Source organism: Agromyces sp. NPDC055661 (genome assembly GCF_053618135.1).
Window position 1 is genome coordinate 2,683,937 of record NZ_JBSHHC010000001.1, and the last position, 13,856, is coordinate 2,697,792.

Below are 13,856 nucleotides of genomic sequence, written 5' to 3' on the forward strand. Positions count from 1 at the left end.
TACGCGTCGCCTGGAAGGGCCCCGGCTTCTGCCGGGGCCCTTTCGCGTGCCCGGCGCTCAACGCCGCGCCTGGTACCTGGTCAGGACCACGCCGCCGGGGAACGTCAGTCGGCCGTGTCGATCGTCGAGGACAACACCACCTTCGGCGTGTCCCGCCCGTTCCGCGCGAACTCGATCCGCGTCGGGGTGGCGTCGGGCTGCTGGTCGCCGGTAGGCGAGGAGGAGCTCATCCCCTCCCACACCCTGCGCCCGTACAGCGACAGGCTGCTCGCCAGCTCCTGGTCGAGCCACCACTGGAACAGCTCTCGTTCGTCCCGCCCCAAGCCGATGTCGTCGCCGGCCGCGGCGATGCAGCCGTCGAGGGGCATGCTCATTCCGTAGATCACCCCGCATGGCGCCAGCCTTCCGTCAGACGCCCCCGAGCGCAGGCGTCCCACCACGGCCCGCAGGCATGCGAAGAGGGGCGGATGCCGCGGCATCCGCCCCTCTTCGGGATCGATCGGGTCTACTCGTCCTGGCCGAGCGTGCCCAGGTACAGGCCGATGACCTTCGGGTCGTTCAGCAGGTCGCGACCGGTGCCGGTGTAGGCGTCGTGACCCTGGTCGAGCACGTAGCCGCGGTCGCAGATCTGCAGGCAGCGGCGGGCGTTCTGCTCCACCATGATCGTGGTGACGCCGGCCCGGTTGATCTCCTTGACGCGCAGGAACGCCTCGTCCTGGCGTACCGGCGACAGGCCCGCGCTGGGCTCGTCGAGGAGCATGACATGCGGTCCCATCATGAGCGCGCGCGACATGGCGACCATCTGACGCTCACCGCCCGACAGCGATCCGGCCCGCTGGCCGAGGCGCTTGCCGAGCTCGGGGAAGATCTCGGTCACGAACTGGAGACGTTCCTTGACGCCCTTCGGCTTCTGGAACATCCCCATCTCGAGGTTCTCCTGGATCGTCAGCGAGGGGAACACGTTGTTCGTCTGCGGGACGAAGCCGACCCCCTTCGCGACCAGCTTGTTCGCCTTGAGATTGGTGATCTCCTCGCCGTTCAGCCGGATCGCGCCCTCGCGGACGCGCACCAGGCCGAAGATCGACTTCAGCAGCGTGGACTTGCCGGCACCGTTCGGGCCGATGATCCCGATGAGCTCGCCCTGCCGGGCGACGAGGGAGCACGCGTTGAGGATGTTCACGCCGGGCAGGTAGCCCGCGGTGACGTTCTCGACCTCGATGACGGCCTCCGCCACGGGATCGAGCACCGCGCCGGCGGCCGGTTCACTGTTCGTCATCGATGAGCTCCTTCAATACCTCGACGTGCTCGGTGTCGATCCCGAGGTCGGTGTCGTGATGGGCGCCGAGGTAGGCGTCGATCACGGCCTGGTCCTGCATGACCTTGTGCGGGTCGCCCTCGGCCACGATCTTGCCCTCGGCCATCACGATCACCCAGTCGGCGATGTGACGCACCATGTGCATGTCGTGCTCGACGAAGAGCACCGTCATGCCCTGGGCCTTCAGGTCGAGGATGTGGTCGAGCAGCGACTGCGTGAGCGCGGGGTTCACGCCCGCCATCGGCTCGTCCAGCATGACGAGCGTCGGGTCGCTCATGAGCGCCCGCGCCATCTCGAGGAGCTTGCGCTGCCCGCCCGAGAGGCTCGCCGCGTAGTCCTCCTTCTTGGCGTCGAGCTTGAACCGGGTGAGCAGCTCGACCGCCTTGGCGTCGATCTCCTCCTCCTGCTTGCGCCAGATGAAGGGCAGCACCGAGCGGAACAGGTTCTCGCCCGACTGGCCCTTCGCACCGAGCTTCATGTTGTCCATGACGGTGAGCAGGCCGAGGGCCTTCGTCAGCTGGAAGGTGCGGATGAGGCCCATGCGCGCCACCCGGTAGGCCGGGACGTGCGCGAGCGAGCGACCGTCGAACTCCCACTTGCCCTCGTCGGGCTTGTCGAAGCCCGTGAGCAGGTTGAAGAACGTGGTCTTGCCCGCGCCGTTCGGCCCGATGAGGGCCGTGATGGCCCCGCGCGGGATCTCGACGTGCGCGACGTCGACGGCCGTGAGGCCGCCGAACGTGCGCTTGACGCCGTCGGCGATGAGGATCGGGTCGACCTTCTGGACGCCCGGTGCGGGTTCGCCGACGTGGAGGCCGGTGGTCTTCACCGGCTTCGACGTGGGGGTGGTGTCACTTGACAAAGGCCAGCTCCTTCTTGTTTCCGAAGATGCCCTGGGGCCTGAACACGACGAGCAGCATGATCGCCACGCCGACGAGGATGAACCGGAGCTGACCGGCCTGCACCTGCGACATGAACGGCAACCAGCCGGCCTCGACCGCGCGGGCGACGAAGCCCGAGAAGAACGAGAGCAGCACCCAGAAGATCATCGAGCCGATCACCGGCCCGAGGATCGTGGCCGCACCGCCGAGCAGCAGGATCGCGTAGATGAAGAACGTGAGCGACGTCTGGTAGTTCGCGGGCACGACCGCACGCGGCATGATGAAGATCATGCCGGCGAGGGTGCCGTAGACGCCACCGATGATGAGGCTCTGCATCTTGTAGGAGTAGACGTTCTTGCCGAGGGCGCGCACGGCGTCCTCGTCTTCGCGGATGCCCTTGATCACGCGGCCCCACGGGCTGCGCATGAGCAGCCAGGTGAGCAGCGCGAAGATCACGACGAGCGTCCACCCGACGATCCGGATCCACCAGTCGTAGGCGTTGTACGTGAAGGGCCCGAAGCCGTAGGTGCCGGGCGGGATGGGGTTCAGGGCGGCGAAGCCGTCCTTGTAGCCCTGCAGGCCGCTCGCGGAACCCGTGAGGGCGTCGAACGTGTTCGTGGTGAAGATGAGCCGCAGGATCTCCGCCGCCGCGATCGTGACGATCGCGAGGTAGTCGGCCCGCAGGCGCAGTGTCGGGATACCGAGGATCAGGGCGAAGATCACGGATGCCCCGACGCCGACGAGCACGGACGCCCACACGGGGAATCCGAAGCTCAGCGTGGAGATCGCGTAACCGTACGCGCCCAGGGCCATGAAGCCCGCCTGACCGAAGTTCAGGAGGCCTGTGTATCCGAAGTGGATCGCCAGGCCGAGGGCGGCCAGGGCGTAGGCGGCAGTGGTGGGGCTGATGAGCTCCTGCGCCGCGTTGGAGAAGATCGCAATCCAGTCGATCATGTCGGGTTCCTCCTTATCCGATTCTCTCGCGGCGACCGAGGATTCCCTGCGGTCGGAACAGCAGCACCAGGATCAGCACGACCAGCGCGCCGACGTACTTCATGTCGGACGGCAGCCACAGCGTCGACAGCTCGATGAAGAGGCCGACGATGAGGGAGCCGACGAGTGCGCCGAACGCGGTGCCCAAGCCGCCGAGGGTGACCGCGGCGAAGATGAGGAGGAGGATCTGGAAGCCCATGTCCCAGCTGACGCCGGGACGGAAGTACGCCCAGAGGATGCCCGAGAGGCCGGCGAGCGCGCCGCCCGCGACCCACACGATGCGGATGACGCGATCGACGTCGATGCCGCTCGCTGCCGCGAGGCTCGGGTTGTCGGAGACCGCTCGCGTCGCCTTGCCGATGCGGGTGCGCAGCAGGAAGAACGCGAAGGCGGCGAGCACCACGACCGACGTGGCCATGCTCGCGACGTCGATCCACGAGAGCGTGATCGGCCCGATGTGGATCTCCGACGGCAGGGTCGCACCCGGCAGCTGCCTGGTCGCGCCGCCGTAGAAGAACTGGTACGTGTACCGCAGCGCGAGCGAGAGGCCGATGCTCACGATCATCAGCGGGATCAATGCGACCCCTCGCCGCCTCAGCGGTTTCCAGATGACGGCATCGAGGGTGTAGCCGAGTCCGGCGCTGAGGACGATCGCGATCGCGATCGCCAGCCAGATCGGCAACGCCAGGTCGACGCCGAAGGTGAGCACCATCAATGCGCCGAACGTGACCATCTCCGCGTGCGCGAAGTTGGAGAGGCCGGTCGTGCCGAAGATGAGCGAGAGGCCGATCGCCGCCAGCGCGAGCAGGAGGCCGAAGTTGAGGCCGTTGACCACGCGGATCAGCACCTGGGCGCCGATGTCGGTCGTCGTGCGGGTGCCCTCACCGAGGAAGAAGTTCACCGCCTTGCGGTTGGTGAGGCCGAACTCGGCCGTCACCGTGGCCTGGCCCTCCTGGACGACGACGCCCTTGGGGAGGGTGTCCTCGTCGAGCGTGAGCTTGTACTCGGCCTTCTCGGGTACTCCGAGCTCCCATCGGCCCTCGGCGTTGGTCTTGGTCGAGGCCTCGTAACCGTTGCCCTCGACCGTGATCTGCACGCCCTCGAGCGGCTTGTCGTCGAACTTGACGTTCCCGATGAAGAAGAACTCGAAATCTTCCTCGGAACTCGGGCTGGGCGTACTCCCATCCTCCGCCATCGCAGGGGACGCTGCGATGCCGGACAGAGTGAGTGCGGACAACAGAATTCCGAGGAGGATGAGCCACCTCCCGCGAGACCGTCTGGCGACTGTTTGCGTGGGTTCCACTGCACCTCCTGGGGTCCCGGGGGCTGTTGGCCGTCCGGGTCCGGTCTTTCCTGCCGACAACGTCGTCTGACAGTACGTGCCGATTATGTCCCATGTGTTTCGCACACAGGGACAATGGCCCTCGATTGTTATCCGGGGAATGCCCGCCGCGCAAACTCGCTTAACATTGATGCATCCCGGGAGCTCCACCACTCACGGGTGCGCCATGACTCGGAGAGACGAAGGGGAGAGATGGATCAGGCAGATCCGTTCGGATTCACAGGACTGACCTACGACGACGTCCTGCTGCTGCCAGGTCACACCGACGTGATCCCGAGCGAGGCCGACACGACCTCGCGACTGACGCGGCGCATCGACGTCGCGACGCCCCTGCTGTCCGCCGCGATGGACACCGTGACCGAGGCGCGCATGGCCATCGCCATGGCCCGCCAGGGCGGCATCGGCATCCTGCATCGCAACCTCTCCATCCAGGAGCAGGCCGACATGGTCGACCGGGTGAAGCGCAGCGAGTCGGGCATGGTCTCCAACCCGGTGACCACGACGCCCGACGCGACCGTCGCCGAGGTCGACCACCTGTGCGCCACCTATCGCGTGAGCGGCCTGCCGGTCGTCGACGGCGAGGGCGTGCTCGTCGGCATCATCACGAACCGCGACATGCGCTTCGTCTCCGACTTCGAGAAGCCCGGCACCTACGTGCGCGACGTCATGACGAAGGCGCCGCTCATCACCGGCCGTGTCGGCATGGACCCCGACGAGGCGATCGCGATCTTCGCGCAGCACAAGGTCGAGAAGCTGCCGCTGGTCGACGGCGCCGGCCGACTGACCGGCCTCATCACCGTCAAGGACTTCGACAAGTCCGAGCAGTACCCGAACGCCACGAAGGACGCCGAGGGCCGCCTCCGCGTCGGCGCGGCCATGGGCTTCTTCGGCGACGCGTGGGAGCGCGCCGAGGCGCTGCGCGACGCGGGCGTCGACGTGCTCGTGGTCGACACGGCCAACGGCGAGAGCGCCGGCGTCCTCGACATCATCCGCCGCCTCAAGGCCGACCCGTCCTTCGCCCACATCGATGTGATCGGCGGCAACGTCGCGACGCGCGAGGGCGCCCAGGCGCTCGTCGACGCGGGCGCCGACGCCGTGAAGGTCGGCGTCGGGCCGGGCTCGATCTGCACCACGCGCGTCGTCGCGGGCGTGGGCGTGCCCCAGATCACCGCCGTCTACGAGGCGTCGAAGGCCACGAAGCCCGCGGGCGTTCCCCTCATCGCCGACGGCGGCCTGCAGTACTCGGGCGACATCGCGAAGGCGCTCGTCGCCGGCGCCGACACCGTCATGCTCGGCTCGCTGCTCGCCGGCACGGCCGAGAGCCCCGGCGAGCTCGTCTTCCAGAACGGCAAGCAGTTCAAGACCTACCGCGGCATGGGCTCGCTCGGCGCGCTGCAGACGCGCGGCAAGAAGACCTCGTACTCGAAGGACCGCTACTTCCAGGCGGATGTCCCGTCGGACGACAAGCTCATCCCCGAGGGCATCGAGGGCCAGGTGCCGTTCCGCGGACCCGTGTCTGCCGTGGCGTACCAACTCGTCGGCGGCCTGCGCCAGTCGATGTTCTACGTGGGCGCGCGCGACATCCCCGAGCTGAAGACGAAGGGCCGGTTCGTGCGCATCACGCCCGCGGGCCTGAAGGAGTCGCACCCGCACGACGTGCAGTTCGTCGTCGAGGCGCCGAACTACACGAGGTGAGGGTCAGCGTGGCGCGGCGAAGCCGCGACACGCTTCCCTCACGAAGACGGCAGCCGTAGCGCTCGCGACGCGACGGCGTTGCGAAGCGTGCCGCGGCAGTCTCGAGGGCTGGACGTCACGCGCCGTTCCGCGCCTCCGCGAGCCGCGTCACCGCCTCCGCCAGCACCTCCGGGGTGCAGGCGAAGTTGAGCCGGGCGTGGCCGCGGCCGACGGATGCCCCGAACTGGGGTCCGCTGCCGAGCGCGACCTTCGCGTGCTCGAGCGCGTGGGCGGCAGGGTCGTCGCCCCAGCCCAGCGCGGACAGGTCGAGCCACGCGAGGTACGTGGCATCCGGCATCCGATAGCGGACGTCGGGCAGTTCGTCGGCCAGGAGGTCGGCGAGCAGGCGACGGTTGTCGTCGAGGCTCGCGAGCACGCCGTCGAGCCAGTGGCCGCCTTCGCGGAACGCCGCGATCGTGGCGATCGCGCCGAACTGGCTCATGCGCCACGAGACCTCCTCGGGCATCCGGGCGCGCACCGCGTCGCCGCGATCGCTCGCCGTGACGATGAGTGCCGCCTTGAGCCCGGCGATGTTGAACGCCTTGGTGGCGGCGGAGACGGCCACGCCCCATTCGCGCGCGGCATCCGACACCGTGAGGAACGCCGTGTACGGCGTCGTCGGCTGCGCGAGCGCGCCGTGCACCTCGTCGGACACGATCGTCGCGCCGAACCGCGCGGCGAGCTCGGCGAGGGCGGCGAGCTCGGCGGGTGTCGGGTTGAGGCCGAGGGGGTTGTGCGGGTTGCAGAGCACCATGGCGCGGGCGCCGGCCGCGAACGCCGCCTCGAGGCCGTCGAGGTCGAGCGACCAGCCCCCGTCGATGCCGCCGCGCATGGGCACCTCGACGGCGGTGCCGCCGGCCTCGGCGACGAGGGCGTAGAACGGCGGGTACACGGGCGGCGTGATGACGATGCCGTCGCCCGGGGCGGTGACCTGGCGGAGGACCTCGACGATGCCCATGCTGACGTCCGCGGTGGGGGTGGTGCGAGCCGGGTCGACGTCCCAGCCGAGCCGCGTGGCGGCGAAGCCCTGGAACGCCTCGGCGACCTCGCGCCCGCCCGAGGCGTAGCCCGTGTCGGATCGCTCGATCGCGGCGTGCAGCGCGTGCGCGATGGGCTCGGCCAGCGGGTAGTCCATCTCGGCGACGGGCAGCGGCAGCACGTCGGGCGGGAAGGTGCGCCACTTCACGCTGGTGCGGGTGCGGAGGACGTCGAGGGGCTCTGCGGCGACGCGTTGCATGCGTCCAGCTTGCCGCACGGCCGCGGTCTGGCGTCGGATGCCGCGGACCGGTAGTCTGATCGGCTGCCCAGCGGGCGGCGCGGCTCGCGCCGCGAACGGATCGGACATCTCCCATGGGCTTCATCGACGTCAACGGCGTCTCCTTCTCGCTTCCCGACGGGCGGCCGCTGCTCGCCGACCTGGCGTTCCGCGTGACCGAGGGGCGCACGACCGCGCTCATCGGCGCGAACGGCGCGGGCAAGTCGACGCTGCTGCGGATCATCCGCGGCGACCTCCGTCCCGACGAGGGGAGCGTGCAGGTCGACGGCGGCCTCGGCGTGATGGACCAGTTCGTGGGCACCGGGCGGACCGTGCCGGGTGCCTCGCCGACCGTGGCGGGACTGCTCGTGTCGGTGGCGCCGAAGCGCATTCGCGACGCGGCGCTCGAGCTCGAGGCATCCGAGGACGCCCTCATCGAGCGCGACGAGACCGAGACGCAGATGCGGTACGCCTCGGCGCTCGCCCAGTACGCCGAGGCCGGCGGCTACGAGCAGGAGGTGGTCTGGGACCACTGCACGATGGCCGCGCTCGGGATCCCGTTCGAGCGGGCGAAGTGGCGCGAGCTCGCGACGCTCTCGGGCGGCGAGCAGAAGCGGCTCGCGCTCGAGGCGCTGCTGCGCGGACCCGAACAGGTGCTCCTGCTCGACGAGCCCGACAATTCGCTCGACGTGCCCGGCAAGCGGTGGCTCGAGGCGCAGCTGCGCGCGACGCCGAAGACCGTGCTGCTCGTGTCGCACGACCGCGAGCTCCTCGCCCGGGCGGCCGACCGCATCGTGACGCTCGAGCTCGGCGCCGCGGGCAACACCGCGTGGGTGCACGGCGGCAGCTTCGAGGGCTATCACGACGCCCGCGAGGAGCGCTTCGCGCGGCTCGACGAGCTGCGCCGGCGCTGGGACGAGCAGCACGACGCGCTGAAGACGCTCCTCGCGACGCTGAAGGTGAAGGCGACGTACAACGACGGCATGGCGTCGCGGTACCAGGCGGCGGTCACGCGCCTGCGCAAGTTCGAGGAGGCCGGCCCGCCCGAGGAGCGGCCGCCCGCGCGGGCGGTGTCGATGCGGTTGCGCGGATCCCGCACGGGCAAGCGCGCGGTCGTGTGCGAGCAGCTCGAGCTGTCGGGACTCATGAAGCCGTTCGACCTCGAGGTCTGGTACGGCGACCGGGTCGCGGTGCTCGGCTCCAACGGGTCGGGCAAGTCGCACTTCCTGCGGCTGCTCGCGGGCGGCGGGACCGAGCCCGATCGCACGCTCGGCCACGTCACGACGGTGGGGGAGACGCTCGCGCGCGTGCCGCACGAGGGCCGCGCGGTGCTCGGGGCACGGGTCGTGCCGGGCTGGTTCGCCCAGAACCACGAGCACGCGGAGTTCCACGGCCGGACGCTGCTCGACATCCTGCACCGCGGCGACGCGAACCGGGAGGGCATGGCTCGCGAGGCGGCGAGCTCGGCGCTCGACCGGTACGGGCTCGCGGCGGCCGCGCAGCAGCGGTTCGAGTCGCTCTCGGGCGGGCAGCAGGCGCGGCTGCAGATCCTGCTGCTCGAGCTGTCGGGCGCCACGCTGCTGCTGCTCGACGAGCCCACCGACAACCTCGACCTCGTCTCGGCCGAGGCGCTGGAGGACGCGCTGTCGCGGTTCGACGGCACGGTGCTCGCGGTCACGCACGACCGGTGGTTCACGCGCAGCTTCGACCGGTTCCTCGTGTTCCGCTCCGACGGCGAGGTGGTCGAGGCGGATGCACCGGTGTGGGACGAGGCGCGGGTGGTGCGGGCGCGATGACCGCGGGTGAGGCGCCGCGTGGCGGCATCCGTGTGCCCGTCGTGGCCCTTCGGTAGGGTTGACGGGTGACCCAGGAGATCGAGATCGGCCGCTCCAAGCGGGGCCGTCGTGTCTACGCGTTCGACGACATCGCGATCGTGCCGAGCCGGCGCACCCGCGACCCCGAAGACGTGTCGGTCGGCTGGTCGATCGACGCGTACCAGTTCGACATCCCGTTCCTGGCCGCGCCGATGGACTCGGTGGTGTCGCCGCAGATCGCGATCATGATGGGCCAGCTCGGCGGCCTCGGCGTGCTCGACCTCGAGGGGCTCTGGACCCGCTACGAGGACCCCGAGCCCGTGCTCGCCGAGATCCGCAACCTCGCGCCCGAGCAGGCGACGTCGCGCATGCAGCAGCTCTACGCCGAGCCGATCAAGCCCGACCTCGTCACCGCGCGCCTCGCCGAGATCCGCGCGGCGGGCGTGACCGTCGCGGGCGCCCTCTCGCCGCAGCGCACGCAGGAGCTCTACGAGACCGTCGTGGCGGCGGGCGTCGACCTCTTCGTCATCCGCGGCACCACGGTGTCGGCCGAGCACGTCTCGAAGAACGTCGAGCCGCTCAACCTCAAGAAGTTCATCTACGAGCTCGACGTGCCCGTGATCGTCGGCGGCGCGGCCACCTACACAGCCGCTCTGCACCTCATGCGCACCGGCGCGGCGGGCGTGCTCGTCGGCTTCGGCGGCGGCGCGGCCTCGACCACGCGCGCGACGCTCGGCATCCACGCGCCCATGGCGACGGCGGTGGCGGATGTCGCGGGCGCCCGTCGCGACTACCTCGACGAGTCCGGCGGCCGCTACGTCCACGTCATCGCCGACGGCGGCGTGGGCAAGTCGGGCGACATCGTGAAGGCGATCGCGTGCGGCGCCGATGCCGTGATGCTGGGTGCGGCGCTCGCCCGCGCGACCGACGCGCCCGGCGGCGGATACCACTGGGGCGCCGAGGCGCACCACTCGAAGCTGCCGCGCGGCCAGCGCGTGCAGGTCGGCCAGGTCGCGTCGCTCGAGGAGGTGCTCTACGGACCGGCACCGGCCGCCGACGGCACCGCGAACCTCGTGGGCGCGCTGCGGCGATCGATGGCGACGACCGGGTACTCCGACCTCAAGGAGTTCCAGCGCGTCGAGGTCGTCGTGGCGCCGTACCAGGGGGCCTGAGCACCCGTCGCGTCACGCACGAGGGCGGGATCTCGCGGCGCTCGTGCTCTCGACTCGTCCTCCCCACCGCAGCGCGTCGCTCCGCGGCTGTGAGACGCCCGCGCGCCCGTTCCAAACGTCCCGGCGCTCGGGTAGCGTTGAAGCCGGATCACGCGGTCTCGCCGTGAAACCGCGGGGATGGGGTACGACGATGGCACGTCTCAAGTCGGTGACGCGTTCGACGAAGCTCGGACCCGAGGAGCGCGAGGCCGCGCTCGCCCGGCTGAAGGAGAAGGAACTCGACATCCTCGTGGTCGGCGGCGGCATCGTCGGCACGGGCGCCGCGCTCGATGCGGTCACCCGCGGGCTCTCGACCGGCCTCCTGGAGGCCCGGGACTGGGCCTCGGGCACGTCGAGCCGATCGTCGAAGCTCGTGCACGGCGGCATCCGCTACCTGGAGCAGCTGGACTTCCGCCTCGTGCGCGAGGCGCTCATCGAACGCGGCCTGCTGCTGCAGCGCATCGCGCCGCACCTCGTGAAGCCGGTGCGCTTCCTCTACCCCGTGCAGAAGCGCATCTTCGAGCGCTTCTACGTGGGCGCCGGCATGATGCTCTACGACATCTTCAGCTACACGGGCGGCCGCCCGCCCGGGGTGCCGCACCACCGCCACCTCTCCAAGCGCCAGGTGATGAAGGCCATCCCGTCGCTGTCGAACGACGCGCTCGTGGGCGGCATCACCTACTACGACGCCCAGGTCGACGACGCGCGCTACGTGGCGAGCCTCGCCCGCACGGCGTCGTTCTACGGCGCACACGTCGCGAGCCGGGTCAACGTCGAGGGCTTCGTCAAGGTCGGCGAGCGGGTCGTCGGCGTGAAGGCGCACGACCTGCAGACCGGCGAGCACTTCGAGATCCGGGCCCGCCAGGTCGTGAACGCCACCGGCGTCTGGACCGACGACACCCAGCGCATGGTCGGCGAGCGCGGCACCTTCAAGGTGCGCGCCTCGAAGGGCATCCACCTCGTGGTGCCGCGCGACCGCATCCAGTCCGCCATGGGCATGATCTTCCGCACCGAGAAGAGCGTGCTGTTCGTCATCCCGTGGGGCCGGCACTGGCTCATCGGCACGACCGACACCGACTGGAACCTCGACAAGGCGCACCCGGCGGCCACCGCGGCCGACATCGACTACCTGCTCGAGCACGTGAACTCGGTGCTGGCCGTGCCCCTCACGCGTGAAGACGTCGAGGGCGTGTACGCCGGGCTCCGGCCGCTGCTCGCCGGCGAGAGCGACCAGACGTCGAAGCTCTCCCGCGAGCACATCGTCGCGCACACCGTGCCCGGCCTCGTCGTCGTGGCGGGTGGCAAGTGGACGACGTATCGCGTCATGGCGAAGGACGCGATCGACGCCGCCGCCGACGCGATGGACGGACGGATCCCGCCGTCGACGACGCAGGACATCCCGCTGCTCGGCGCCGAGGGCTACCAGGCCGCGTGGAACAAGCGCGGCAAGATCGCCCACGCGTTCGGTGTGCACAAGGTGCGCATCGAGCACCTGCTGAACCGCTACGGCACCATGACCGACGAGCTGCTCGACCTCATCCGCGCCGATCCCGAGCTGGGTGAGCCGCTGCCGGGCGCCGACGACTACCTCGCCGCCGAGGTGGTCTACGCCGCCTCGCACGAGGGCGCGCTGCACCTCGACGACGTGCTCGCCCGCCGCACCCGCATCTCGATCGAGGCATGGGACCGCGGCGTGTCGGCGGCCCCGGTCGCGGCGAAGCTCATGGGAAAGGTGCTCGGATGGGACGAGGCGCGCGAGGCGCTCGAGACCGAGCGCTACCTGCAGCGCGTCGCCGCCGAGCGCGCGTCGCAGCAGCAGCCCGACGACGAGTCAGCCGACCGGGTGCGGCTCGAGGCCCCCGACATCGTGAAGGTCGACTGATCCGGCGCGGATAGACTGGACGGCGGGCCGATCGAGTCCGAGGAGAGCGCGCCATGGTTGATGTCCGCCGGGTCACCCTTCCCGGGGTCGGCGTGCTGCATTCCTTCGAGACGGCCGACGGCGCCGAAGTCGCGGTCGTCGCGCACCGCACCGGGTCCAGCGACCTGGTCAGCCGTCCCGCCGGCGCCCGCGAGGACGACGATGCGGTGACGGTGCGCCTCGACGAGGAGGAGGCGCACACGCTCGCCGAGCTGCTCGGCGGAACGCGCATCGTCGAGTCCATCGCCGAGCTCGACGAGCTTCCCGGCGTGCCGATCGACTGGATGACGGTCGACGAGGGCGACGCGATCGTGGGCCGCTCCCTCGGCGAGGTGCCCGCGGCATCCGGCGTCGCGATCGTCGCGATCGTGCGCGACGACCACGCCCATCCGTCGCCCGGCGCGGAATTCGTCGTGCAGCCCGGCGACACGGTCGTGGCGGTCGGTCCCACCGAGCAGATCGCCGAGGTGTTCCGCGCGATGAACGACGGCACGTCCCGAGGCGCCGAGGCCTGATGCTCCAGATGATGCTGCGCCCCCGGTGGGTGCTCGCGCTGCTCCTCGCCCTCGGCATCGCCGCCGGCTTCGCGCTCCTCGGCCAGTGGCAGCTCGAGCGCGCGGTCGAGCAGGCCGTCGTGCAGGAGCGGCCGACCGAAGACGTTCGCCCGCTCGCCGACGTCGCCCAGCCCGACGGTCCCACCGAGCAGGCGGCGACGGGCCAGCGCGTCGAGGTCACCGGCACGTTCGTGCCCGGTGACACCGTCATCGTCGAGGGTCGGCTCAACGACGGCGTCGCGGGCTATTGGCCCGTTGCGCACCTCGAGGTGACGGATGCCGCGCCGGGCGGCCTGCCCATCGCCCTCGGTTGGGCGCCCGACCTCGAGGCCGCGCAGCAGGCTGCTGACCGCTTCGACGCGCAGGCCGGCGGCGAGGTCACCGTGGTCGGACGATTCCTGCCGAGCGAGGCGCCCATCGCGCCCGACGCCGAGGCCGACCCGAACTCGATGCAGACCGTCGCCGTGGCGCAGCTCATCAACGTCTGGGCGGACTACGACGACCGGCCCGTGTACTTCGGCTACGTGACCTCGGCGGAGCCGGCCGCCGGGCTCGAGGCCATCTCGTCGCCGCCGCCAGAGGAGTCCAAGGAGCTCAACTGGCTCAACGTGTTCTACGCCGTCGAGTGGGTCGTGTTCGCCGGCTTCGCGATCTTCCTCTGGTACCGGCTCGTGCGCGACGCGGTCGAGCGCGAGCGCGACGCGGCGGAGGAGGCAGCCGAGGCGGACGCCACGGGCGGTGCCGCCGCCGGGGCCGACGACGGCGACATCGGCACGGCTACTGCGACGACCGAGGACGCCGGGACGCCCAGGAGCTAGGGCGCCCAACCGTTCCGCCCG

12 protein-coding genes are annotated in these 13,856 nt (G+C 70.5%); 6 read left to right on the forward strand and 6 right to left on the reverse strand.

Translation table 11 applies throughout. The features are described 5' to 3' along the window. Positions 1–104: 104 nt before the first annotated feature. The 5 genes from ACWGO8_RS12450 to ACWGO8_RS12470 form a co-directional block, all read right to left on the reverse strand. Positions 105–368 carry a hypothetical protein gene (locus ACWGO8_RS12450; protein WP_452043323.1) on the reverse strand — a complete coding sequence of 88 codons (264 nt, stop codon included), beginning with the start codon at positions 366–368 and terminating at the stop codon, positions 105–107. Positions 369–505: 137 nt separating this feature from the next. Beyond that, positions 506–1,276 (reverse strand): ABC transporter ATP-binding protein, encoded by a 771-nt coding sequence (locus tag ACWGO8_RS12455; protein ID WP_452043324.1) that lies wholly within the window; start codon positions 1,274–1,276, stop codon positions 506–508. Beyond that, positions 1,263–2,174: an ABC transporter ATP-binding protein gene (locus ACWGO8_RS12460; RefSeq protein ID WP_452043325.1), complete on the reverse strand. Its 912-nt coding sequence runs from the start codon at positions 2,172–2,174 to the stop codon at positions 1,263–1,265. Before ACWGO8_RS12460 ends, ACWGO8_RS12455 begins: the two co-directional genes overlap by 14 nt. Continuing rightward, entirely contained in the window at positions 2,164–3,144 is a 981-nt protein-coding gene (locus ACWGO8_RS12465; protein WP_452043561.1) for a branched-chain amino acid ABC transporter permease, read from the reverse strand. The genes ACWGO8_RS12460 and ACWGO8_RS12465 overlap by 11 nt, the downstream gene beginning before the upstream one ends. 16 nt (positions 3,145–3,160) lie before the next feature. Then, entirely contained in the window at positions 3,161–4,381 is a 1,221-nt protein-coding gene (locus ACWGO8_RS12470; protein ID WP_452043326.1) for a branched-chain amino acid ABC transporter permease, read from the reverse strand. Between the two features lie 339 nt (positions 4,382–4,720). Here ACWGO8_RS12470 and guaB point away from each other — a divergent pair, with 339 nt between their 5' ends. Continuing rightward, the gene (gene guaB, locus ACWGO8_RS12475; protein WP_452043327.1) at positions 4,721–6,223 is read left to right on the forward strand and encodes an IMP dehydrogenase; all 1,503 of its coding nucleotides are present in this window, start codon (positions 4,721–4,723) and stop codon (positions 6,221–6,223) included. Between the two features lie 115 nt (positions 6,224–6,338). On the opposite strand, the gene ACWGO8_RS12480 is transcribed toward guaB, so the two are convergent. Next, positions 6,339–7,499, reverse strand: a complete 1,161-nt coding sequence (locus ACWGO8_RS12480; RefSeq protein ID WP_452043328.1) for a MalY/PatB family protein — start codon at positions 7,497–7,499, stop codon at positions 6,339–6,341. 113 nt (positions 7,500–7,612) lie between these two features. Here ACWGO8_RS12480 and ACWGO8_RS12485 point away from each other — a divergent pair, with 113 nt between their 5' ends. From ACWGO8_RS12485 to ACWGO8_RS12505, 5 genes are all read left to right on the forward strand, one after another. After that, a complete protein-coding gene (locus ACWGO8_RS12485; RefSeq protein WP_452043329.1) occupies positions 7,613–9,313 on the forward strand; it encodes an ABC-F family ATP-binding cassette domain-containing protein in 1,701 nt (566 codons plus the stop codon). Positions 9,314–9,378: 65 nt separating this feature from the next. Then, positions 9,379–10,503 (forward strand): GuaB3 family IMP dehydrogenase-related protein, encoded by a 1,125-nt coding sequence (locus tag ACWGO8_RS12490; RefSeq protein WP_376954020.1) that lies wholly within the window; start codon positions 9,379–9,381, stop codon positions 10,501–10,503. Between the two features lie 190 nt (positions 10,504–10,693). Further along, positions 10,694–12,424: a glycerol-3-phosphate dehydrogenase/oxidase gene (locus ACWGO8_RS12495; protein ID WP_452043330.1), complete on the forward strand. Its 1,731-nt coding sequence runs from the start codon at positions 10,694–10,696 to the stop codon at positions 12,422–12,424. Between the two features lie 53 nt (positions 12,425–12,477). Further along, positions 12,478–12,978, forward strand: coding sequence for a cation:proton antiporter regulatory subunit (locus ACWGO8_RS12500; RefSeq protein ID WP_452043331.1), 501 nt, complete (start codon positions 12,478–12,480; stop codon positions 12,976–12,978). Further along, a complete protein-coding gene (locus ACWGO8_RS12505) occupies positions 12,978–13,835 on the forward strand; it encodes an SURF1 family protein (RefSeq protein ID WP_452043332.1) in 858 nt (285 codons plus the stop codon). Before ACWGO8_RS12500 ends, ACWGO8_RS12505 begins: the two co-directional genes overlap by 1 nt. Positions 13,836–13,856: the final 21 nt, after the last annotated feature.

Coding starts and splice junctions, on each gene's coding strand:
- ACWGO8_RS12450 (WP_452043323.1), bottom strand. CDS start 368: ATGCCCCTCGACGGCTGCATCGCCGCGGCCGGCGACGACATCGGCTTG.
- ACWGO8_RS12455 (WP_452043324.1), bottom strand. CDS start 1,276: ATGACGAACAGTGAACCGGCCGCCGGCGCGGTGCTCGATCCCGTGGCG.
- ACWGO8_RS12470 (WP_452043326.1), bottom strand. CDS start 4,381: ATGGCGGAGGATGGGAGTACGCCCAGCCCGAGTTCCGAGGAAGATTTC.
- guaB (WP_452043327.1), top strand. CDS start 4,721: ATGGATCAGGCAGATCCGTTCGGATTCACAGGACTGACCTACGACGAC.
- ACWGO8_RS12480 (WP_452043328.1), bottom strand. CDS start 7,499: ATGCAACGCGTCGCCGCAGAGCCCCTCGACGTCCTCCGCACCCGCACC.
- ACWGO8_RS12485 (WP_452043329.1), top strand. CDS start 7,613: ATGGGCTTCATCGACGTCAACGGCGTCTCCTTCTCGCTTCCCGACGGG.
- ACWGO8_RS12495 (WP_452043330.1), top strand. CDS start 10,694: ATGGCACGTCTCAAGTCGGTGACGCGTTCGACGAAGCTCGGACCCGAG.
- ACWGO8_RS12500 (WP_452043331.1), top strand. CDS start 12,478: ATGGTTGATGTCCGCCGGGTCACCCTTCCCGGGGTCGGCGTGCTGCAT.
- ACWGO8_RS12505 (WP_452043332.1), top strand. CDS start 12,978: ATGCTCCAGATGATGCTGCGCCCCCGGTGGGTGCTCGCGCTGCTCCTC.